Annotated in this window: 23 protein-coding genes and 1 tRNA gene; 18 read left to right on the top strand and 6 right to left on the bottom strand. The window is 27.5% G+C overall.

Going from position 1 to position 24323, the window contains the following annotated elements; all coding sequences use genetic code 11:
• Nucleotides 1–182 precede the first annotated feature (182 nt).
• Both QWY99_RS09430 and QWY99_RS09425 read left to right on the top strand, forming a co-directional pair.
• The gene (locus tag QWY99_RS09430) at nt 183–2210 is read left to right on the top strand and encodes a tetratricopeptide repeat-containing sensor histidine kinase (RefSeq protein ID WP_290264135.1); all 2028 of its coding nucleotides are present in this window, start codon (nt 183–185) and stop codon (nt 2208–2210) included.
• Between the two features lie 678 nt (nt 2211–2888).
• Nucleotides 2889–5273 (top strand): outer membrane beta-barrel protein, encoded by a 2385-nt coding sequence (locus QWY99_RS09425; RefSeq protein ID WP_290264132.1) that lies wholly within the window; start codon nt 2889–2891, stop codon nt 5271–5273.
• A 183-nt stretch (nt 5274–5456) separates the two neighbouring features.
• Here the strand turns inward: QWY99_RS09425 and QWY99_RS09420 are convergent, their stop codons facing one another.
• The 4 genes from QWY99_RS09420 to QWY99_RS09405 all read right to left on the bottom strand — a co-directional run bounded on the left by QWY99_RS09420 (nt 5457) and on the right by QWY99_RS09405 (nt 8647).
• Entirely contained in the window at nt 5457–6137 is a 681-nt protein-coding gene (locus QWY99_RS09420; protein ID WP_290264130.1) for an ATP-binding cassette domain-containing protein, read from the bottom strand.
• A gap of 499 nt (nt 6138–6636) precedes the next feature.
• A complete protein-coding gene (locus tag QWY99_RS09415; RefSeq protein WP_290264128.1) occupies nt 6637–7335 on the bottom strand; it encodes a pseudouridine synthase in 699 nt (232 codons plus the stop codon).
• A gap of 178 nt (nt 7336–7513) precedes the next feature.
• A complete protein-coding gene (locus tag QWY99_RS09410; RefSeq protein WP_290264126.1) occupies nt 7514–7921 on the bottom strand; it encodes a helix-turn-helix domain-containing protein in 408 nt (135 codons plus the stop codon).
• A 255-nt stretch (nt 7922–8176) separates the two neighbouring features.
• Nucleotides 8177–8647 carry a GIY-YIG nuclease family protein gene (locus QWY99_RS09405; protein WP_290264123.1) on the bottom strand — a complete coding sequence of 157 codons (471 nt, stop codon included), beginning with the start codon at nt 8645–8647 and terminating at the stop codon, nt 8177–8179.
• A gap of 291 nt (nt 8648–8938) precedes the next feature.
• On the opposite strand from QWY99_RS09405, the gene QWY99_RS09400 reads away from it, so the two are divergent.
• From QWY99_RS09400 to QWY99_RS09365, 8 genes are all read left to right on the top strand, one after another.
• Nucleotides 8939–9439: a DUF6934 family protein gene (locus QWY99_RS09400; RefSeq protein ID WP_290264120.1), complete on the top strand. Its 501-nt coding sequence runs from the start codon at nt 8939–8941 to the stop codon at nt 9437–9439.
• Between the two features lie 73 nt (nt 9440–9512).
• Nucleotides 9513–9680, top strand: a complete 168-nt coding sequence (locus tag QWY99_RS09395; protein ID WP_290264117.1) for a hypothetical protein — start codon at nt 9513–9515, stop codon at nt 9678–9680.
• Between the two features lie 224 nt (nt 9681–9904).
• Nucleotides 9905–10066, top strand: coding sequence for a hypothetical protein (locus tag QWY99_RS09390; protein ID WP_290264113.1), 162 nt, complete (start codon nt 9905–9907; stop codon nt 10064–10066).
• Nucleotides 10067–10620: 554 nt separating this feature from the next.
• Nucleotides 10621–11505: an alpha/beta hydrolase gene (locus QWY99_RS09385; RefSeq protein ID WP_290264111.1), complete on the top strand. Its 885-nt coding sequence runs from the start codon at nt 10621–10623 to the stop codon at nt 11503–11505.
• A gap of 42 nt (nt 11506–11547) precedes the next feature.
• Nucleotides 11548–12033: a hypothetical protein gene (locus QWY99_RS09380; protein WP_290264109.1), complete on the top strand. Its 486-nt coding sequence runs from the start codon at nt 11548–11550 to the stop codon at nt 12031–12033.
• Nucleotides 12034–12085: 52 nt separating this feature from the next.
• On the top strand, nt 12086–12928 hold the full coding sequence (locus tag QWY99_RS09375; protein WP_290264107.1) for a carboxypeptidase-like regulatory domain-containing protein: 843 nt from the start codon (nt 12086–12088) through the stop codon (nt 12926–12928).
• 29 nt (nt 12929–12957) lie between these two features.
• The gene (locus QWY99_RS09370) at nt 12958–13725 is read left to right on the top strand and encodes a DUF2185 domain-containing protein (protein ID WP_290264105.1); all 768 of its coding nucleotides are present in this window, start codon (nt 12958–12960) and stop codon (nt 13723–13725) included.
• Between the two features lie 71 nt (nt 13726–13796).
• A complete protein-coding gene (locus tag QWY99_RS09365; protein WP_290264103.1) occupies nt 13797–15275 on the top strand; it encodes a serine hydrolase in 1479 nt (492 codons plus the stop codon).
• A 272-nt stretch (nt 15276–15547) separates the two neighbouring features.
• Here the strand turns inward: QWY99_RS09365 and QWY99_RS09360 are convergent, their stop codons facing one another.
• Nucleotides 15548–16051: a hypothetical protein gene (locus QWY99_RS09360; RefSeq protein WP_290264100.1), complete on the bottom strand. Its 504-nt coding sequence runs from the start codon at nt 16049–16051 to the stop codon at nt 15548–15550.
• 425 nt (nt 16052–16476) lie between these two features.
• Between QWY99_RS09360 and QWY99_RS09355 the strand changes: the two genes are divergently transcribed.
• From QWY99_RS09355 to QWY99_RS09330, 6 genes are all read left to right on the top strand, one after another.
• Nucleotides 16477–17052 carry a hypothetical protein gene (locus tag QWY99_RS09355; protein WP_290264098.1) on the top strand — a complete coding sequence of 192 codons (576 nt, stop codon included), beginning with the start codon at nt 16477–16479 and terminating at the stop codon, nt 17050–17052.
• A gap of 158 nt (nt 17053–17210) precedes the next feature.
• Nucleotides 17211–18224 (top strand): alpha/beta fold hydrolase, encoded by a 1014-nt coding sequence (locus QWY99_RS09350; protein ID WP_290264096.1) that lies wholly within the window; start codon nt 17211–17213, stop codon nt 18222–18224.
• Between the two features lie 396 nt (nt 18225–18620).
• Complete coding sequence (locus QWY99_RS09345; RefSeq protein ID WP_290264093.1) at nt 18621–19757, top strand: hypothetical protein; 1137 nt, start codon at nt 18621–18623, stop codon at nt 19755–19757.
• A gap of 59 nt (nt 19758–19816) precedes the next feature.
• Nucleotides 19817–20524, top strand: coding sequence for a DUF6090 family protein (locus QWY99_RS09340; protein ID WP_290264091.1), 708 nt, complete (start codon nt 19817–19819; stop codon nt 20522–20524).
• Between the two features lie 490 nt (nt 20525–21014).
• Nucleotides 21015–21509 (top strand): hypothetical protein, encoded by a 495-nt coding sequence (locus QWY99_RS09335; RefSeq protein WP_290264089.1) that lies wholly within the window; start codon nt 21015–21017, stop codon nt 21507–21509.
• Between the two features lie 248 nt (nt 21510–21757).
• A complete protein-coding gene (locus QWY99_RS09330) occupies nt 21758–22120 on the top strand; it encodes a hypothetical protein (RefSeq protein WP_290264086.1) in 363 nt (120 codons plus the stop codon).
• A 196-nt stretch (nt 22121–22316) separates the two neighbouring features.
• Here the strand turns inward: QWY99_RS09330 and QWY99_RS09325 are convergent.
• Nucleotides 22317–22389 (bottom strand) — tRNA-Met (locus QWY99_RS09325).
• 288 nt (nt 22390–22677) lie between these two features.
• On the opposite strand from QWY99_RS09325, the gene QWY99_RS09320 reads away from it, so the two are divergent.
• Together QWY99_RS09320 and QWY99_RS09315 are read left to right on the top strand one after the other, a co-directional pair.
• A complete protein-coding gene (locus QWY99_RS09320; protein ID WP_290264084.1) occupies nt 22678–23421 on the top strand; it encodes a carboxypeptidase-like regulatory domain-containing protein in 744 nt (247 codons plus the stop codon).
• A gap of 172 nt (nt 23422–23593) precedes the next feature.
• The gene (locus QWY99_RS09315) at nt 23594–24148 is read left to right on the top strand and encodes a hypothetical protein (protein WP_290264083.1); all 555 of its coding nucleotides are present in this window, start codon (nt 23594–23596) and stop codon (nt 24146–24148) included.
• The last annotated feature ends 175 nt before the right edge of the window (nt 24149–24323 follow it).

The raw sequence follows: 24323 nt of genomic DNA, 5'->3' as shown, positions 1-24323 counted from the left end.
ATATTAAACAAATCTAATAAATGTTATGGACTTTCCGTAAAATTTTAAAAATCCTTTTCTCAAAATGACAATTAATTAAGTCAAAGTCTGACAATAAAATTATATGAAATAAGAAATAAAACGCCTAGTCTACTATATTCCAAAAACAGTATATTTGAAACTATATAAAAAGTAATTCAACATTGAAGACTCTTTCCAGAATATTAGTTTGTTTGTTTCTAATTCTTTCTTTTTTTTCATGTAAAAAAAAAGAAAATGTTTTATTTAATAAAATCAACATCGATAATCTATCTGAAAACAAGAAAGAGCAATATTTAGATTCGATTCTAGATCTATTAAAAATAAAAAAGAATGATTCGGTAGTTCGCAATCTCTATCTTAGTATCTCTAACGGATATTATAATCTTAATAAGCTAGAAAAATCTTTACCTCCAAGTTTAAAAGCGCTTGAATTATCTACACAAGCCAATGATAGTACTAGAATGGCAAAAGCATTATACTTTATAGGTGACTCGTATAGAAGTTCCAAAAAAGACAGTGCTTATTATTATTATCTACAAGCAGAAAAAATATATTATAAGTTAACTGATTATGATAATACGGCAAGGATGCTATTTAGTAAAGCCTATGTCTTATTTTTTGATGGAAATTATATCGAATGTGAAGTTGAAATTTCTAAAGCATTAAAGTTTTTAAAAAACTCTAAAGACCTAAGTTTAATTTATTCATGTAATGCATTATTAGGGAATTGTTTAGAAAAATTAGCAAATTATGACAAGGCATTAGTGTACCACCAAATAGCTTTAGATAAATTAGAAATGATGAAACTTAGCAATATAGACAAAAACGTAATAAATAAATATTATGTTGCTTCTACTATTAACATTTGTAATCTATATGATTTAAAAGGAGAATATTCAAAGTCTATACAAAAACTACAAAGTATACTTACAAAAGATTTAGAAGAAAAATCGCCTATAATTTATGCTGCTACGCTTAGTAATCTTGCCTATTCTAAAATGAAGAACGGACAATATGACAATGTCTATCCGATGTTATTAAAAGCAGAAAAAATAGCAGAAAAAATCGGTGATGAATCGGATATTTTATATAAAAAAATTAATATTGGTAAATATTTTCTAACACAAAAAGACACACTTAAAGCAATTGAAATACTTAAAGAAGCAAATAAATTAGCAATAAAAATTAAGAATGGCACCGAAATTTTAACGTCTTCAAAATTACTCTCTGATATAGATAAAAAAAACAGAACTTATTATACCAATAAATATATCAATCTGAGTGACAGTATAAATACAGTACAAAAAAATGCACATAATAAATATGCGAGAATAGAATATGAAACTTCAAGAATTGAGGACGAAAATAAAGTTCTAACAAAAAAAAATCTTTACTTATTAATTGGCTCATTTGTAGTACTCCTTTTATTAGTAAGTGTTTTAATTTTCAGATATTTAAAATTCAAGAACAAGGAATTACAGTTCTTAATAAAAGAGAAAAAAACAAATGAAGAAATCTATTTATTGCTTATTGAACAAGCAGAAAAAATAAATATTGCAAGAGAAAATGAAAAGACTAAAATAGCAAAAGAGTTACATGATGGAGTAATGAATAAAATTTATGGAATTCGAATGAATTTAGGCTTTTATAATAGCAAAATAGATACCGAAACGGTTGAAAAACGTAAAGATTATATTGCCGAATTACAAAATGTAGAAAATGAAATTAGGATGATATCTCATGAATTAAACCTAAATTCTTTTTTTGAAGGAAATAATTTTAATACCTTATTATTGAATCTTATTAATAACCAAACAGATATTAGCCAAACTAAATTTAAATACGTTGTTGATCATTCTATAGATTGGAAAACGATTCAAAATAGCTATAAAATTAATCTATATCGAATAATACAAGAAGCCATTTTAAATGTAAATAGATATGCAAATGCGGCTAATTGCGAGGTTAGAATTCAAAAAGCAAAAAGCAATTTCTTGAAGTTAACTATTATTGACGATGGGAAAGGTTTTGATATTAAAACTTCGAAAACTGGTATTGGAATAAACAACATGAAGGAAAGAACTGATTCTTTAAAAGGTAAATTCAAAATAAAATCTGAAATAGATAATGGGACTGAAATAACGGTACTTTTTAATCTCGATACTATAGCTATAGATACATTAGAATAGCCATTTATAATTTTCAACCCAAGTTATGTTAGCTAGCGAAACCATGTGCTAAATGCCATCTTTTCGGGCTTCAAAAAAAATTGATAGACAAAACAATACCAACTTCACGCAAAAAATATTTGGATTCTCTTATAAATAAGAAATCTACTGCTCCTATTATATTTTATTTTAAAATTGGACACCTTCAGAATGTCTCATTTGTACCTTAAAAATATTCTTTTGCAATTACATTTTAAGAATCCAAATAATTGCACCCTCACTTCAATTTTAGCTTTTAGTAAAGCATATACTCCTAGATAATTATTTATTCGGTTAGATAGTCCGTAATTATTTTGTAAAAACTCCGTAATCTACAGGCTGATTACACTCCTATTTTTGAAAAAAATCTATTGATCAACCGCAACCACAAATAAAATAGATTTTAATAGTGTTAAATAAATCAGATACCTATGAAAGAAAAAGTCATTCAATTAGCTGCAAATCGTAATTCTATAATTACGTCTTTAAAAAATAATCCAAAGTTTTTTTTTGAATTAAATAAATTATTAACAGAAGAACTGTATATGTAATTTTTGAAGCGCTCAAACTAATTATTAGAATTCCAAAGTAATCATTAAACAAAAAAACACCAGTTAGATTGCACATTAGCAATTATGAAAAAACATAATTAAATTAAATATGAAAAAAATAATCATAATATTTATAATACTACTTCCATTTTGTTCTTTCTCACAAATAAAAATAAATGGAATTATAAAAGATGACATAGGTATGATAACCAATGCAAACATCGTTATAGCTAAGAATAATAAAGAAATAGTCAAAGAATTAACCACAAATAATGCAGGCTATTTTGAATGTATCATTCCCAAAGGAACTTATGTATTTACAATTAACCACGTTGATTATGAACCTCATATAGCTGAACACATAATCAAAGAAAACGTAGTACTCAATACAATTACCTTAGAAAGAAAAGTGAATGTATTGGGAGAAGTAGTAATTAAAAGTTCTACAAATCTAATAAAGAGAAAACTGGATAAAACTATTTTTTCTGTCCAAAAAAGCCCAATAGCAAGTATTGGAAACGGATTTGATGCATTAAAAAGAACTCCTGGATTGATTTTAAAGAATGATGAAATTGCAATGTTAGGCAAAAGTGGTGTTAAAATAATGGTAGAAGGAAAAATGGTGCAACTAACTGGAGAAGATCTAAAAAATTTCTTAAAAACGATCTCTGCAACTGATATTAAAGAAATTGAAATAATTTCTAATCCATCCTCTAAATATGAAGCCGAAGGTAATAGCGGTATTGTGAACATCATTTTTAAAAGATCCAAAAAGAATTCGTGGAGTAATACTATTGCAACAACTCATACTCAGGCCAAATTTGGAAAACAATCAATAAATAATAATTTTAGTTACCGAAAAGATAAAATCAATCTTTCCTTAATTACAGGACTTGATTATGGTAATACACATAGAGATCAACGCGTTGAAATTGATTTTAAAGAAGATCCGCTTAAGCTAAAAACGATTCAGAAAGTAAACGATAATAACTTCTCAACAAGATTTTTGTTTGATTATGATTTAAATGAGAATAACAAAATAGGAGTTCAATATGCAGCAGTATTTTCAAAATCGAATATTAACGACAATATTAAAACTTCAATCTTTAATAATTCTAATGAAATCAACCATTATTTATTTGCTAAAGGAGATTTAAACGGAAACAAAAAAAATCATTCTTTTAATTTGTTTTACGAAACAAAACTCGATACAACAGGCAAAAAGATAACTTTTAACTTAGATTTTTTAAATTTTGCAAATGATCTAGAAAGTTATTTATTATCAAAAAAGTATAATTCAAATTCTGAATTTTTGAATATTGATTTTTCAAATAATTCAAATATAAACCAAAATATAAATAATTATAACGCAAAAATAGATGTTGAGCATCCGTCGGAATTTGCCAATTTTCAATATGGTACCAAAATCAGTTTTATCAATACCAAAAATAATAACATATACTTTGATCTCATAACAGGAGCTCCTGTCTACGACCCTACCCTTTCGGATAACTTTAATTATCAAGAAAATATTCAGGCAATATATGGTACTGCAACTAAAAAGATTAGTCCAAAAGTTGAAATTCAATTTGGATTAAGAACTGAATATACACAAACCATAGGTGAATCAAAAAAATTAGACCAAATTGATAAAAACGATTATCTAAAACTTTTTCCAACTTTATTTTTATCGTACAAAAAGAATGACGAAAACATATATATATTTAATTACGGAAGAAGGATTCAAAGACCAGATTATTCAGCATTAAATCCCTTGCGTTATTTTGTAAATAGCAACATCTCATCTCAAGGAAATCCAAATTTAAAGCCTGCTTATATTGATAATTTTGAATTAACACATACTTATAAAGACAATTTAAGCACCAAATTATCTTTCACAAAAAAAACAAACGCTTTTGGTGTAGTATTTAATCTCAATCCCGAAACACAAGAACAATTAATAGGTCCCGAAAATTTCTTTACAAATTATAGTTTCGCTTTAACCGAAAATTATCAATTACCTCTTTTTTCATGGTGGAAAACAGATAACACCCTATTCTTAAATTATTCGATTTCAGATAAAACAAACAACGATATAAAAGCAACGGTTAAAAACGGACTTGAATTTTATGGCTCAATAAATAATCTTTTCACGCTAGATAAAGAAGGAAAAATTCTGGGAGAAATCAATTTTTGGTATAACTCAGCTTATAATGACAACATATATAAATATTTGCAGGCATCATCAGTAGATATTGCTTTTACGTACAAATCAATATACAAAGATTTAAACCTTTCTGCAGGTGTATTTGATATTTTTAATTCTAGTCCTAGAAAAATGATTTCAGAGGTTAATGGCATACAACAAAACTATATTGCGTATTCAAGCAATCGCTATTTCAAAATTTCGCTCAATTATATGTTAGGAAACAATAAGGTTAAAGCTCCAAAAAGAAATTTTGGAAACGAAGAAGAAAGAAATAGAAGTAATTAAATGAAAACGCTATTATATCTTTTGTACTTAGCTATCCTTAGCATTTTATCTATGCTTCTTAAATGAAGTAAGATTCGAAATTATTATAAATTATATTCCCAAAATAAGCTTCAGAGAAATCTGGAGCTTTGTTTTTTTGTGATTCTAATTTTTTCCTCTTTCCACAAATAATAACGATGACTTCTAATACTCAATTTTAGAATGGTTACGAGAGAGATAGCCATATTTAATCAATTCATCTTCATGCTGAAAAAAATTGCACCTTCCATCTTTAATGACGTATCTTTTTGTGCTAATGTCTAAAACATTTGCAAAACTGTGATCTGTTATAATTATCCCCTTTGTTTTAGAAGATTCGATTATATTTTTTTTGACTTCCTCAATAATTATTGGAGACAAACCCATAAATGGTTCATCTAGAATTACGAATTTACTTTTTTGAGCCAGAATCAATTTTATTTCAAAATACCTTAATTCTCCACCTGAAAGTTTATTAATTTTCTTTGATACAATTTTTTCTATAAATGGGTCAGTAAAAAACAAATCAGTAGCGGTAATTTCTAAAAAAAGTAAAGCTGCTTTTTTTACAGTGAGATTGTTCGGAAGAAAATTAAACTGCGGAAGATAACTTATCGTATTCTTTGTTAAATATGGTTTTTGATGAATTTCGCCATTAATCTTCAAATGTTTATGTTCTGCAGATTCAGTTCCGAAAATTATTTTAAACAAAGTTGATTTCCCTGCGCCATTTCTGCCAAAAAGACCAACAATATCTCCTGTCTCACATTTTAAAAAAATATCTGAAAGGATAATTCTACTCCCATAATTTTTAACAATACTATCAATCTCTAAGCAATTAACCATAAAATAAAACCAAAATAATAGTTGAAATTAAAACATTAAATAGGAATACCAGTAAGTATAAAAGGGATTTTGACAAACTATTATTGTAATAAAAATAAAAAATTGGTCTATAAAAGTACTCGTTATAAATAATACTTGCTATAAGACCAAACGAACAAAAAACAATACAAAATGAGGAGGCTTTTAAAGCAAATAGTAACGAAAACGACGAAAGAATCATATTTGCTAATAATGTACTTTTATAAAACTCTAAAAAAAGATAGATGTGCCTCATTATTTGTAATTAAAATTTTTCGTCCTAGTAAACGATACAAATTAGTTTATAAAAATAATTAATTAAACAGCTGCAATAACACAATATTTCTGTTTTTTATCTTAATCCGTCAATCTAAACTATTTACTAAAAGTAATGAAAAGATAAGCGTCCAGTTTATTGATTCATAATTATAAGTAGCCAGAAGCAATCAAATAAATGATTAGCATTTTATAAATCAAAATTCTATTGATACTTACTCAAATCTAAATTAAGAATAGTACCTACTCTGCTAAACTCTTCATTAACCTTAGCATTCAAGATCACTTTTTCATTTGTTATCGGATGATTAAAAATCAACTGATGTGCATGAAGCATCATACCTTTCAGCTCAAAGTTTTCTAACCACAATTTATTTTGTTTGTTGCAACCATGTGGACGGCTTCCTAAAATGGGATGAAAAATATGTTTAAAATGTTTACGCAATTGGTGCATACGTCCAGTTTCGGGAATTGCTTCTACTAAACAATAACGTGAAGTTGGTTTATTGTTAAATTCTAACTCAATTTCGGTATTTTGCAACCGATGAAAGTATGTTATCGCATTTTGTGTAACGTCATCATCATTGGTTAAATCATAATCTATCGTAAGTTCCTCGGGTGACCAACCACGTAAAATTGCTAAATATTTTTTTTCGACTTCGCGAGTAGCAAAACGATCATTCATAATTTTCAGAACTTCTTTATCCAAAGTAAATAACAAGATACCAGAAGTTTTTCGGTCTAGCCGATGAACCGGATAAACATGCTGCCCTCCTATTTGATTTCGTAATTCTTGAATAGCATAAACTTTTGCATCGCGGGCATAAAATGATTTATGAACCAACAATCCGCTAGGTTTATTAATTGCTATAATATATTCGTCTTGGTAAAGAATTTCTAACATTTGGCAAAAATAAAAAAGAGATTTCGATTAAAATCAATTTTAGAGCTTATTTATTTCTTTATCAATATTTAGGATTCATTAATGAGGTTTTTAACCGTTATGCAGATTACAATACCATATAAAAAAAGAGAAACTTGTAAAAGCTTCTCTCTTGGAATTAATATATTTCAGTAAAAGATTATTTCTCTTTTAGTAATTTTTCTAAATAATCAACTTTATCTTTTTCGGCTTGAACCAAACGCTCAAAAAGTAGGATTTGTTGTGCGTGAGATTCCATTAATTTATCAAGCGGATTGAAAGTGCAATGATGATTACCTACAGTACCTTGACTATTGTCATAAAAACTATTAAAGTAATTAAACACAGCTTCATCCGAAAAATTCTTAATTGCATCAACGCTTACGCCCAAAGCTTTAGCGACTTCAATTAATTTAGCTTCATCTACAACTTCACTATTTTCTATTATCGACACAGCCTGCTGGTTTGTACCCATTGCCTGTGCTAAAGCTTCTTGTTTCATGTCTTTCAGTTCACGAATACGGCTTATTTTTCGTCCTATATGATTCGGTTTTATTTGTGTACTCATAGTTCAAAGATAATAATTAAGAATAAAGAAAAGTAACGTTTATGTATGATACAGCTGAATTTGATATCGTACAACACAAATAATTGGTTACTAAATTGTGCATTAGACAAAAATACAATTTTTCAGACAAGTACCAATTAAAAAATCAAATTTATAAGAGTAATACCGATTGGAGGATTAAGTTAAATTACCAAGATATTGTCTATTATTGGATTGAACTGATTGGTTTTATTTTTTTATTAATTCAGCTAAAATTTAATGATTTTCAAAAGTATTGTTTGCTGGATATGTTCCTAATTTGAAAGCAAGATAAGGCTCAAACATTGTTTGCAAAATATCATTTTCAACAGCAATGCATCTATATTCAATGTTAGATAAATTTAATTTGTGTTTTATGAAAATTTCTTTGAATTCGTCGATTTGCATAAATTCTTTTCTTTTCATTGGTTTTTCATTTTTCGGATATTCTTTCTTTGCAAGATTGAAAGCAAAACTGGCACTTTCACTACCAGAACTTTTTCTTGTATGTAGTTGAATTCTTGAACGAATATTATTTGTACGTCCAACGTAAATCGGTTCTCTATTTTCATAAAAGACATATATGCCTCTAACTTTAGGTAAATCTACTCTTTTTAGAAAAGGAGTAGTATTAAATTCTTCATATAGATCTCTAAATAAAGAATCCATTTCAATTTCATAAGACTTTAATTGATTTAATTTTTCCATATTTTTAATTGTTTGTTTCTAATATTAATTCCCTTGACCAAGTGATCTTGTTAAGCGCTGTATGAATCTTTCCTGACTTCGCTCTAAGTTAATAAAAATAAATACAACATAAAAACTTCAGATTTCTCACAGCTATTCTAAACAAATATTAATAATAATAAATATTAACGTAAACAGTTTCATAAAACATATCTGTAATTAATAAATTTAATAAGTTATAATTAACAAGAAAATTACTTTTCAATTTTAAACTTAAAGATTTTTTATATATTTGTTATTTAATTATTATACATGAATTTAAATTCTAATACTTATAATATTTCAGAAAGCGTAAATGATGAAAATGAATATTTAAGATATTTTTTTATTAGTGAAGGCAGTAAAAAAATAATTAAAATTATAGATTATCAATACGTGCAAAAACATGAAAATTGCAATATTTATAATTTAGCTTTCGGAAATTATGATTCAGAAAATGATACAGTAGTCGATGATACTATCTCTAATAATGGTGATGTATATCCCGTTTTTAAAACAGTTTTAAGTAGTATTCCTAAGTTTTTTGAAATGTTCCCTAATGATAAAATTATAATTCAAGGAAGTGATAGTACAGACGAATTTCTACATAAATGCAAACAAAATTGTACAACGAAAAAGTGTATCAATAGTAAATGTCGTAAATTCAATCAAAGATTAAGAATTTACAAGAAATATGTAGATAAAAATTATCATGATTTAATTAAAGAGTATATCTTCTATGGTGGCTTTAAAGATGAGTTCAATAACTCATAACTAGAAGAGTATATAAAATACAAAGACCACTTTAATGTCGTTGTTGTTGAAAAAAAAGTAATACATTTGTCTTATGCAAAATAAAAATATAAAAACCTATGAGAATATAAAAGTATCTGAAACGGCACTTTTATCATTAGTTTCTTCTAAATTGAAGGAAAGAGTTTTGTTTCCAAAAAAAATAGAAACAGCAAAAGATTTTTTAAAAAATTTGCATTTAGAACCGTTGGAAAAGATTTAAAATTATAGGAGAAAAAAGTTAAATCACCACTAAAGTACACTTTTTTTTAACCACAATCTTGACTTTCTGAGGCACGAAGAATCTCCGCAATAAACTAACGCAAAGTATTCCTCGTTAGTCAATCTACTAGTTGCTATTACTTCGACGATTCACAATCGCTCGGATCTTCTGTTCCTCGTATATGTATGTATATTTGAATAAATTTACTTACAAAAGTTGTAATTATGAAACAAACAGTAGAAACAAGAAAAACAATTGATATTCCTAAAGATGCTAAAGCCAAATTTAGCACTGTAGCTTCGAATATCAAGGATAAAAAGTTGTTTCAAACCAAAATTGGAGCAGCTAAAAGATCTTTGGAAGGCTTTAAAACTTTACCTATTTAGAAAATAAAATTAATTATTATAAAATGAAATCCGAATTTTTTTTATCTAATCAGTTTAGTTTTCAATTATCCTTCATTTAGTTGCGTAATTCCTTCATAATTATTATTTGAGAGTAAAAAATTAATTTTAAAAATGTATTAATGTCTTTCTCATTTTTTTTGAATAATCAAAAATAAATTATTCAATTATGCGAATCAGCTGTTAGATAAATAATTAATTGTTTCAAAAGAAGACCTAACAGGTTTTTAAAACCTGTTAGGTCTAATCAGAGAAATAATAGGATTTTATTTTAACTCTTGATTCAAATTAGTTATGGCTAGTAACAAACCATCAATTAACACTTATTTGAGTACTAAAAATATCTAACAAATTAAAAGCCATTTCGATAAGTTATAAAGAATTATCAATACATTTGATTCAGATTAAAGTATTGCTTTTTTCATACTTATCTACAAAAAACGAGGGAATTTGTGTAATTTTCTCACATATATTCAAGTTATGAGCAACGTTAATTCAAAATTAAAAATCTAACGCAATTTTTACAGTAAACTAAAATGAACATTACCTTTATTTCTAACTTCTTTCTTTTGTTGTTATTGGTAACCTTACCAGAAATGGTATTTTCTCAATCGGACGATTTTACCATTCAAGATGTAAAGTTTCAAAGTGAGGGCGTAACTCTTGCAGGCTCGATTTTAACGCCTAAAAAACCATTTGCAGCAGTTGTAATTGTTCATGGGTCTGATCCTGTAAAAAGAGAAATGGAGTTTGCTAAACGTCTTGCCAAAGAAGGAATCGCAGTATTGACATACGATAAACGTGGCGTTGGAGAATCTGGCGGCGTATATGTAGGACCAACTGTTGGTACTAATAATATTGATACTACAAATCTCAATTTATTATCTCAAGATGCAAATGCAGCAGTAAATACATTTCGAACCTATTTAAAAGATAAAAAAACACCTATCGGATTAGTTGTTTTTAGTCAAGCTGGATGGATAATTCCAATTGCAGCAGAGAAAAATCCACAAATAGAATTTATGGTTTTATTTAGTTGCCCAACAATTACGACTCTAGAACAACTTCGATTTCAGTTTCATACTAATGGAAATAATAATTATTGGGAAAATAATACAGAAGCAGCAGCTCGCGAACATATCAAAAATGATGCAGACCGTTATCAATTTACAGCAACTGATCCCAAAAGCTCTCTTAATACTCTTTCAATTCCAGGACTGTGGCTTTTTGGTGAAAAAGATATTCAGATTCCAGTAAAGATGTGTATAGAGCAATTAAACACATTGAAAGCTCAAGGCAAACCTTTCGAATATACTTTGTTTTCTAAATTAGGACACAATACAGTTTTTGACAATGATACAACACCTTTTGATATTTCGATTCAATGGATAAAGCAGAAAACTTTGAATAATAAGCGGTAATTTTAAAAACTAAACACCTAAATGATTAAAAATAATTCAAACATGAAAAAAACATTGCTGCTTTTATTGACCTTATTTTCAATTTCAATATATGCGCAAGAAAATAAATCCGAAGCTGGAGGGCCACCAAAATTAGAAGAATTATTAGGTTTTTGGAAGAAAGTAGAAATCCCTAATGCTAAAAATATAAATCAAGTAGATCCTTGGCCTCAAAAATATCAATGGTTTGCATTTTATGAAAATGGAAAAGTGTATTCTATGATGTCTGACAATGATTATGATTATACTTCTAAAAAATTAAATGAAATCTTTACAGCTTTACCATTTGAAAAAACTCCAAATTATAAATTAGACGGTCAATTCATAAGTATTGATAATAAAGAAATTAAAGATTATGAAGAAAAATGGGGTGTGAATTTATTCGCAAAGGATGTGAACAAATTCCTAAAGAAAGGAAATTTAATAATGAGCTTGGACGATGGAAAAGGAAACGTTATTTATTATAGATTGTTGAAGAAAATAGATTAAAACTGAAATCGAACGATATTGCTAACCAAAACGAGCATAAATAACAATGAAAATGTATCGAATTATCATCGTAGTATTACTAAATATCAATTTCCTTTATGGTCAGGAAACAAAAATAAGTGCTCAAATTTTAGACAAAAATAATAACAAAATAAAATTTGCAAATATCGGAATTAAGGACAAAGATTTAGGAACGATTTCAGACGAAAACGGTCTTTTTTCAATTTACATTCCTGAAAAGAACCTAGGAGATACTTTAACTATATCATATGTAGGATACAACGAATTTAAAATTAAAATCACAGATGTAATAGCGAATAAAATAAGCCAATTTGTTCTTGAAGAAAGTATCAATGAATTATCAGAAGTTGTTATTTTATCGGACAAAATCAAAGAAGTTGCTATTGGTACGAAATCGTATAGCTCTATGGTTGCAGGTTATGTTAGAGTCAATAATGACAAGAATAAAGATATTCAAGAATTTGCCAAAGAAATAAACATTAATAAGCCAATAAAAATTAAAAGCTTAAGTGTTAATTTATTTAATGTAAAAGTCAAAACTGCCAAGTTTAGAATAAATTTCTATAGTATAAAAAACAACTTACCTTTTGAAAATATAAATCAACAAAATATAATTTTGACCCACGATATTGAAACTGGTTGGAACAAATTTGATATATCTGATTATGATGTAAAATTAGCAAAATCATTTTTCATTTCATTAGAATATATTCCTGATAATGACAATACAGATGAACCTTTTCGATATAGTGGCCAATTGTTTGGAAGATCAATCACAAGAACGTCAAGTTTAGGAAATTGGAAAACAAAAAAAGGCTTATCAATATCAATATATTTAACTGCAAACCAATCGGTTGGTAATATATCAAATTAGTTATTTTACAAAATAAAAAACTATTAGTAATGATGAAATTTTTCAAAAAAAAAGAAAACAAAGAAGATAATAATTTCGATAACTTCCCTCCTATTGGCGGACTTATGGTTTCTAAAATGGTAGTTGATGAAAATATCAAACCACAATTTATGTATCGTGAAAAAAGAACTCGACCAGAAGATAGCGGTTGGAGAATTTTTACAGGATATGAAACAGAAGAATATAACGATAATCCGGATAATGTTGGAATTTACAATCCTTCCACTATTCTAAAAATTGACCCTTCAATTCAAGATATATTATTAAAAGGAGTTGGTTCTGTTTATGAAAGAAGTGATGCTAGTAGCGAATGGTATCAAGTGACAGATTTTGATATCGAGGATGATTATATCACTACTCATAGACTAACAGAAGATTGGACAATTGAAATCAATAATTTATTTGAACGTTCGATTGAAGAAGACGGAACTTTATATTATACAACTGGAGATAAATCTATAAGACTTATCATTTGGAACTCAGATCAAAACAAGCAAGAATTACAACTTGATTACAGTAAAGATATTGAAAATAGAGACCAAACAAATTCAAAAACGTTAGCTAAATTTGACTTTTCCGACAGTGATGTTATAAGAATTGGCTATTTAATCGAAGAGAATGATGATGAAAAAACGTATTCAGTACTTTTTGGATTTTCAATCATTGACAAAGAAGTAATACAAGTTGCTATATATTTTGACGAAGTAAATGATCTTGATTGGGCAACAACTACTTGGAAAAATATAAAAATTAAATAATAACGAACACGTAAGAAATAATACTATATTATTTTCGTTTTACAAATCAATCAATCAATCAATCAATCAAAATGAACAAACAGTTATTTCTCTATTTAACAGCTTTACTTTTTACATGTAGTATCTCAGGACAAGAGATAAAAGATTTCTTTTCAACACTTGCTAAAAATGATCTTTTTTACGGCAGTGTTTTAGTTTCACAATCAGGAGAAAATATCTTTTCAATTTTTTATGGATATTCTAATGCAGATAAGAAAGAAAAAATCAATAAAAAATCTCAATTTCCAATTGCATCAGTATCAAAAACGTTTACTGCAGTAGCGATACTTCAACTTAAACAAAAAGGAAAATTGAACATTGAAGATCCTGTCCAAAAATATCTTCTGGATTTTCCTTATCCAAATGTTAGTATTAAAAACCTATTAAGCAATACTTCTGGGTTGGGGCAAGAATATCATCTATTTGATAATGCAATAAAACAAAATCCTGAAAAAATCTTTTCTAACGAAGATATTATACCTGCCTTAATCGATAATAAAGTACAACTTTCATTTGCTCCAGGAGACAAATGGGAATATAACAATGTTAACTTTTGTATAGCAGCATTAATAGTTGAAAAAATAGCTGGAATTAGTTTTGGAGAATATTTGGAAAAAAATATTTTCGGCCCCGCTAAAATGAAAGATTCATTTCTACCAAAAAACAGAAAGCTAAAAGCGCCGAATCAAGTAGAATTATACACGTATCCAAACTTTTACTCGACAAGCGTAGTAAATATTCAAACCTTAAAAGAGCCTTTTTTAATAGCTGAGAAAAGCAATTTTTATGGAAATGGTGGGATTGTAAGTACTGCTCAAGATTTGCAAAACTATCAAAAAGCATTATTTAGTTATCAGATTTTAGGCAAAACAGAATTAGAAGAAGCGCTCACGCCATCAAAGCTCAATGATGGAAAAACTGCTTCTTATCGTTTTGATGAAAAAGAGATTGCTTACTGTTTGGGCTGGCAAACATTTACTAATGATAATAACGAAAAAATAGTTTTTCATGATGGCTTAATTTCTGGACTAACATCAATTTTAATGCATAACATTACTAAAAACAATACTGTAATTTTGATATCTAATACAGCAACTCCTGTTTTTATGATAGCCACAGAAGTTTTGAATTTGATAGATAAGAAACCTTATAAAATGCCTTCACAGAATCTTTCGCGAGTATATGGTAGTTTACTTGAAATTGGAAATAAGGAAAAAGCGAATCATTTAATCGAAGAATATTTAAAAAATTCAAGTGGTTATGAAGCAACAGAGAGAGATTTTAATAGATTAGGTTATCAATTTCTTAGACTTCAAAAGACCGATAATTCATTGCGAACATTCGCTGCAGCAACATTAATTTTTCCAAATAGCGCCAATATATATGATAGCTATGGTGAAGCATTACTTCAAAATGGTAAAAAAGAGGATGCAATTAAGATGTATCAAAAATCTATTGAATTAAATCCAAATAATGAAAATGGTAAAAAAGTACTGAAAGAATTACTTTGAGATAGACATTGTAATAATCTTAATATATGGGATATAAATAATTTACACTTAACTTTATCATGTGCTAGAAAGTCAAGAGAATATACAAGTTATCTGTAATGCTAAAAAAATCAAACGTAAAAATTAAAAACCAAAACTACATGAAATTAATTTTTTTTACATTTATTGTAATTATGACTAGTCCTAAATAATCTATACAGATTTATAGATATAGAGACCATTTTAAAAAATGAACATAATCACTTTATTCAATAAGCTTTGTTTTTCTATTTCTATTCCTTAATTTCCAATTTGGATAGTTTAAGCAATTCTTTCAATCGAGTAAAATCAAATTTAGTAGCCAATCCAATTGATTTTTCATCATAAATTTTTAATTCGTAGACGACTGTATTTTCGTCTTCCAAAATATTTGAACATCTAGCTATATCAAATACATAATCTTTATTATCGCAAAGATTGATGTTTAAATTATTACGCAAATCATTTCTTTCATAATTAATAAGTAAAATCGATAAAGAACTCCAAAGATTGTCCTTATTCTGAATTTTGCGAATTGGTATAAGGTATTCCTCAGTTAATAAATCATAAAATACATATTCATAAATATCTTTCCTATCTTGAAATAAAAAGGATCGATTACTATCACTATATCCAAATTTGTAGATTTCTTCTTCAAAGAAAAAATTAATATCAGAATTGCCGCTTTCAAGTACTTTTTTAAAGTATTCTCTATTTTCTTCGTGTGGTACAATAATTTCTAAAGCTTCTATCAACATTTTTAATTGTATAGTTTTATTGTTTGTGTCTTTTTTTTGCAAATAAAATCATGAATTATACTCGAGATCTATACCCGACAAGAAATCAAAAGTAAATAAAAAAACTTCTGAATTTGCTGAAGCTTATCTAAGTAGCCCTAACCAGACATTTCTAGAGCCTTTTTTGCGATGATTTGAAAACTTTAAGCCCAGAATAGGCAATATATCATGTTTAGAATCAATGTCAGATTGTAGATTAAAAAAAGGTTACTTTAAAATTTATTTCTGCTTTTAAAGTCCAAGATTCCACTTTTGATGATTTAGAAAGAATTATCAATACATTTGTTTATATAAAGTATGTTGCTTATCATTTTTACCTACCAAAAATTAGGTTTATTTGCATGATTTTGTTATATCTGATAAGTTAGCTACAATAATTACAAACAATGCATAAAGAAGAACTTTCAGAAAATTTAAAAAGCTTGACAGATAAAGGCTTTGCCATCAGTGAAGATGAAACACATTATTTAAATTCTTGGACAAATTTATCTATGCAAATTTTAGAAGCTGAACATTCGCTAAAGTTTGCTAATAAATTTAACGAAAAGAAACCTTTTAATAACTTTGAGGAATTTGTGTTGGCGCATGGAATGTTTAAAAATTCTGTTCTCTCTTATGCGAAATGTTTTTCGAGTTCTGGAAGTGAAAAAGTATCACTAGATGCGAAAGAAGTTTTCAAAAATGAGCCGAAACTTAAAGAAATTCACACTGCTCTAATGAATATGCGTAACGAATACATCGCGCACAATGGTAATAGTGATTTTGAACTTGCAGTAGTTTTTCAGAAAAAAATGGAAGATGAAATTGTATTAAGTCAAACAATAACTTTCAAATCTCCAGTAGGAGAATATGAAAAATACTTTGCCCTTTTTGACCATTGCACAAATTACATCATAGAAAAAGTTAATAAGAAAGTAGACAAACTAGAAGATAAGTTTGGAGTAATAATAAAATTCAATTAGTTACTGTAGCCAACACTTGCTACAAGCGATTTGGCATTTGGCTTATTTCAAAAATAGTTTTGTATTTGAGAAGTTTAGACTAATCCGAAAATAAGACATAATTTAATCCCAAAGCTTTTATAGCAATAAAATATTATATAACATTAAAAAACAACCCTTTGAAAATAATTCTAAAAACATTTAAGTGGATTGGTAAAATTTTAGCCGGTCTTATAATTTTACTGATAATATCAGGAGCATGCTATCGATTGTTTAGTTCAAAACCTGTTCCACCAGGAAAATTAGTTGACGTCAATGGAACTAAACTTCATATTATAGCAGAAGGAGATAAAAATGATTTGCCAACCCTTATACTTGAATCTGGTGCAGGTGGCAATACAGATATGTTTCATTGGATTGCAGAAGGATTAAAGAAAAACATGAGGGTTATACGCTATGATAGGGAAGGAAAATGGTTTAGTGAATCAAGCAAAGACAGTATTACACCAGAATTTTACGCCAAGCAATTACACGCATTACTTGAAAAAAATGGAGAAAAACCACCTTATATATTAGTAGGCCATTCTATGGGAGGCCCTTATAATCGCATATTTAGAGACCTATATCCTGATGAAGTAAAAGGACTTGTTTTCTTGGATTCGAGTCATCCCGAACAATGGAAGCGATTGGAACAAAAAGAACTAATCCCGAAAGAACAAATTAAATTATTCAAATTTGTTTCAATACTTGCCGACATGGGGATATTGGGAGTCTATAATAAAGTAGTTAATTCAGAGTTTATGTATGATGGTTTACCAAAAGATTGCCATATTCGTTCTCGTAATCTTACTTCTTATTCAGGTGAAGTTTATCGTAGAAACTTAAAAGAAAATGACATCAACGATGCTATTCTTTCTCGAAGTGGTCAAGCAACTACTTTAGATTCATTACCAATTTTAGTTTTTACGGCAACAGAACAATATAACGAACCTCAAAAGGAAAGATATAGAAAAAAAGGGATTGACCCTGACAAGCAAGTTTCATTATGGTTCGAAATGCAGAAAGAACTAAAAGAGCTATCAACCAACGGAAAACAATTTATTCTTAATGGGACTCACGGTACTATAATTACAAAAAAAGAAAATGCTGAAAAAATTAATAAAGAAATACGCTTAATGTCAACAAGAATTTAAAACGTTTTACAAGAGCTTATGCATGTAATCTCGGTAAATTGAACCTTTTATTATTACAAAAAAATTCGCTTCCAATTCCAGATTTAAAATATTTTTCTCTTTTCATTACTTCTGTAATATAAATCACACATACAAAAAGCTTCAGATTACTCTGAAGCTTTTTTTGTTTAACTACATTCATTTAAGTATCAAAAACATCCAACTAAATAAAAGCTTTTTTGAATAATTTATAATAGAAAAATTATATATTTGAAAATAAATAATATGTAATACTTATCACATATATCTTCCCTAATTATGGACGTTTTATGTGGTTTTATTACAATCATAAATAAGTTAGAGCAATTTTCAAAAACCTTAAAAACAAATAACAACCCAAAAAAAAGATAATACAACATGAAAAGAAAAATACTCTTACTTCTTACAATATTCATTGCAAATTTTATTTATTCTCAAAATGTATTACTTGACAGTTTAGTTCAAAAGAATAGTTTTCCTTTCCAAAATGATAAAACCGCTTCTTTTCAGGGAAAAGGATGGGATATTTTGCTAAATGAAATAAAAGAATCTAATTCGGTTTTGTTGGGAGAAAGTCATTTTACAAACGAAATTCCTTATTTCACAAATGCTATTATCAATGAGGTTAAGTTTGACAACTATTTTCTTGAGGTTGATCCATATTCAGTAGATATAATCGAAAAAAAAGTTAAGACTCTATCTGCCGAACAGCTTGATTTTTTTGTTAAACAATATAGTACAAACTTTTCTTTCTTAGAGTATCAACCCGAATTTAACTTGTTTAAGGATTTAGTTAAACGCAATACCAAAATATATGGTGCCGAGCAAATTAGCATTTTTGCAGATCAAATGATAATTTCAACTTTAAAAGAAACTTCAAAAAATAAAAAAGTAATAGAGCTATATGAGCAAATGCTTCTTAACTCCAAACTAGCTGCATCTAAAGAAGGTCTTGAAAAATTCTACCTATTATCCGAAGATTGTCTTCAAAAAATAGATTTGTTGTTAAAATTAAAACTTACTGATAATGAGCGAAAACAAATAGAGGCATTAAAGTTAAGTAGAGAGATTTATATTAATAGAAATCATCCTTTAAGGATTCAATTGATGAAAAATATCTTGCTAAACCAACTGCCTGATTGGAAAGACAAAAAGAATCTTTTCAAATTTGGTGCAGTCCATCTACCAAAAGGTGAAACCATATTAATGAAAACTGATATATATGATATAGGTAACTTAGTTCTTAATGTTGAAGAGGCAAGTTTTAGGAAATCGTTGCATATAATGCTTATAGGAAAAGGAGAAGATGAAAGTGATGACACTAGTTTTAAATCTTTTCTAAATGTACTAAAAGATGACCAATGGTATTGTTTCGATTTAAGACCTCTAAAGAAATCAATTTTACAAAACAAGCTAAAAGTAGATGATGCATACTTATCGAGAGTTATAAAAGGATATGATTATCTTATTTATATTCCTAAAGTGACTAAAAGTAAAGAAATCTCGATAAAATAACAACAAATAACCACCGTCGTAAAAACAAACTAATCAAAAAATATTTTTATCAAAAAATTATGCAAGAAGAAATAACGAAACATTCAGGAAAAATTTATAAAACTGTTAAAAATTCTAAACACACATTGGGAGAGAAAGCGAAAGAAATAATCATAGAAATTTTTATAATCGTTTTTGCCGTAACACTTTCAATATCGCTACACAGTTGGAGCGAACACAGACATCAACAAGAAGAAGTGTCAGTTTTTCTTGAAAATTTAAAGAATGATTTGCAAAATGATGTAGAAAACATTGAAATTGAAAAGGAAGCATACAAAAAGTCTAACATAGACTATGAAAAAATTTTAACACTAACTACTCACCAACTTGACAGTATTTATAAATCTAATAATAAAGTAAATTTTCCAATTTATTCACATGGACCAAAAATGAACATTGGTAATTATGAAGGTTTTAAATCAAGTGGTAAAATTGGATATATTGAAGACGAAAAATTAAAACAAAAAATCTTAAATTATTACCAAATATTTGTACCAGCAATAAACGAAGTCGATAAATATTACAATGAATTTTTATTTAAGTGTTTTGATAAAATGATAGAAAATGCAGATAAATCAGAACAAGAGTTATATTCAGATCCAAAATTCAAAATGACAGTTGAATTTCTTGTCAAACTAGGTAACAATAACATAAGGGTTTATGATAAAAACACAAAGCCAAGAGCAATTGAACTTATTAAAGAAATTGAAAAAGAGTTGAATAAATAAAAACGACAATTGTTTTCTAACTTCGCACTGCAATCTAAATCAATAAGAAAAGTACATAATTTTTAGTAGTCTAGCTTGTATTTATGTCAATTTATAAAAACTAATGTAAACACAAAAGCTTCAGAGAAATCTGAAGCTTTTGTGTTAGTAGTGGGAAGCATTTAAGTATCTAACTAGATTGTCTTAGATTATAATATTTTATAATGCGCATCTAATTTTTTTCTATTTTATTTCTTGTATCGTCAATTTTATAAGTATAAAAAAGCATCAATAAAATAAAAGATATTTTGATAATTTATAGTTAATATATGTGAAACAAATAATGTTTAAAATTCATGACACATATCTACCCTAATTTGAATAATTTGAGGAATATTGTTACACATATATATAAATAAATAAATAAGTTAGCATAGAATAAACAGATTTAAATTACTCAAATTAAAATAGTTAAAAAAAATAATAGTTGGTAAAAAATAATATTTTAAAAATGAAAAAACTTCTTACAATAATAATAATAATATTAGTTTTACTCTGCAGTTGTGAAGAGAATAAGAAAAATTGTTACACAAATTTTACTTATTCAAAAGGAAATATCAAAACGCTTTATAGATTAAAATTTAACTCCTCAGATACAGTTTACTATTTAAACGACAATCCATTTCAACAAAAAGTATTAAGCTATTTTATACTCGAACAGGATGAGAAAAAAATATTAGATAGTTTAATATGTGAACTTAAGTTCCCTATCAAAGATTCAGTCATTTCAAATAACCAAATAGAAGATGGAACAACGATAGCTTTTTCAATTGACAATAAAAGATTAATGTTACATGGTGGTAAAGGACCAGGAGAGTTTTGGAAATTTGAAGAATGCATCGATCGTTTACAAAGTTACAAACAACTCAAAACGATAGATCGAAAAATAAAATTTGATGAATTTGATAAAATGTTTCCAGTTCCTCCTCCTATCATCAATGAGTAACTTTTGATTGCGAAGCAGAAACTTGAAATTTGGAATTCCCCAACGGAAATTTACAAAATTACAGTTAGAATCATAATTTTAACAAAACCAACCAATAACACTTGCTATATTAGATTTTGACATTTGGTCTAATTTAAAAATCGTCTTATAATTGGAATGTATACACAATTCCGAAAAGAAGGCTTAATTTAGTCTCAACAACTTGTTTCAAGGGAATCTTATAGGCAATTTAAAACATAAGTAATTAAATGAAAAAAAATAATATTTTTATAATTGTCATTGTAACAGTGTTTATTTGCGTTTTAGGATTCAGCGGTAAAATTTCTGGAGAAAAATTTGACCCTTATAAATGGAAAAATGCAAATTTAAATATTGAAGACAACATGTCATTGCGTTGGGACATGATGAATAGTTTGCGGAATAATTATAAGTTAATTGGGATGTCTAAAAATCAAATTTTTAATTTACTTGGAAAACCTGACAGTGATTTTTCAACAGAAAAGAAATTCACATATTATCTTGGTTACAGTAAAATTGGAATTAATACTGGAAGTTTAATCATAAAATTTGAAAACGAAAGAGTTATAGAAATTGATGTATGGCAAGACTAAACTGCATTTGTCCCACAAGATTCGTCTTGATATTTAAATTCTTCCTCTTTAGATTAACTAACATTTTTGCATAAACACAACTTTTGAACCTGATCCAGAACAATAGAAAGTTAAAAAAATAAAAATAGGAAAGTAGTGTAAATCCTTGATCTTAGGACATAAAAAAAGAGAACTTAAAAAAAAGTTCTCTTTGTAGTAGCGGGAACAGGACTCGAACCTGTGACCTTCGGGTTATGAGCCCGACGAGCTGCCTACTGCTCTATCCCGCGTTGTTTCGGGTGCAAATGTACGGACTTTTTATGGTTAAACAATAAAAAAAAAGAATTATTCTCATTACTCACCTATAATTTCCAATTACAACACTCCGTTTTGTAATCAATGTCAGCACTGTAATGCCACAATCTCAGTCAATAAATATAAAATCCTTTTAATGAGTTATAAAGAATTATCATATATTTGGTTTAAATCAATTACGACGTTAGTCTTTCATAATTAAGTTATTTTGTCTGATTTTATCAAATATATGTAAGCAATCTGTAAGGTAAAAAAATCAAGAAATGGAACTAGACAATTTTAAAAATAGTCTCAAAAGATTAAAAAAATGTGATATGTACTGGAACGAAATGGAACCGAATGAAATCGGTCGTTTGTGTCAGAAATGTGATAAATCAATAGTAGATTTTTCTAAAATGTCGTTTAGCGAAATAGCTTTAAAAATGTCCGAAACTAATCTTTCTACTTGTGGGTACTATTTACCTGAACAATTGTTAGAAATTAAACGTTCAAAGAAGAATATCCCATTAACTATAGGATTGACAACTTTAATCGCTACAACTACAGTTGCTAATTCTGAGAATAAAACGACTGAAAAACATCTATCAAATGAAGTTTATAACGACAACGGAAATAGTACACAAATAATGCAACAATTTGAAATAACTAATGATTCTATTTCAATAAATGGTAAAGTTGAATATTATGATTCAATTTCTAAAACGAACTTAACAGATGCTTACGTTTATGTAATCATCAAAGGAACTAAAATCGGAACAACAACAAACGAAAATGGAGATTTTAAAATCAAATACTTACCAAGTGTAGAAAACGAAAAAATTACATTATTATTTGGAGGAATTGAATTTAAGAAGAAAGAAATTGAAATAAGTACGAATAATAAAGTAATAGACTTAGGTGTACTAATTTTAGAAAAAGAACAAATGATTTTAACCTCATTTTATGTCACGAAAAAAAGAAGTTTTGTTGGAAAAATCATTAGAAAAATAACTAGGCAATTCAAATAAAATCTATTAACCAAAATACAAAATAAAATAAAGTTAACAAATTCGACAAGCGATTTGGGTATTTGATTTCTAAAAAAAAAATTAGCTGTCAACAAAAAGTGCTTAATTTTGTCCCAAACTCGCTCTAAAAGAGAGACGTTAGTCAATAATGCTGATGCTAAGCCAAGAAACTATGGAGAAAAAACTACAAATATATAAACCAGAAAATTCATTTGAGATTGATAAGAATTTATTGATAGCATTATTTTTATGGTTACTACTATTTTTATTAAATTTTGCAAAATCAATATTCCCAACATATGAAGAAAGCCTTAATTTACTAGTTATATTTGTTGCAATAATTACTTTTTCATACTCTCTTTATTTTCTCACAAGTAATTTTTTTAAATGCGAAACCGCTAATCGAAATTTTAGTGGGTATTTGGTTATCGATTCTGACAAAATCACTTGTGATTTAGATGTTTACTCAATTTACGAAATTGAAAAAATAAGTATTTTAAGTGATTATTTTCGTGGAAAATTTAATGGTAATATAAGTGCTTGGGAACGCAAAAGATCAAATGGCGTTAAAAATTATATCGAAATATATAAAAAAAACGGAGAGTATAAAAAATATTTTTTTCTTCAGACTAAAACAGAAGATATTCGAATTTTTTCTGATGAGCTTAGAACTTATTATAGATTTGGAAAATTAGGAGAGCAGAATTATAAAAATATCGTTGACTAATGCATTACCGCTAAAATCTTTGGGTATTTAGCATAATTTAGAAAATTTTAAATCAGGATCAATTTGATAATTTTCAATATATTGTTTATTAAACCAATAATCATAAAAATAGTCTAAAAATTCAGTGGTATCTTCCTTGAATATCGATCGGTAAAATCTTGTTTCTAAGTTCTTT

The organism is Flavobacterium branchiarum (assembly GCF_030409845.1).
Classification (GTDB): domain Bacteria; phylum Bacteroidota; class Bacteroidia; order Flavobacteriales; family Flavobacteriaceae; genus Flavobacterium; species Flavobacterium branchiarum.
Note: the sequence above shows the minus strand (reverse complement) of the source record. Positions and strands in the feature narration are given on the sequence as shown.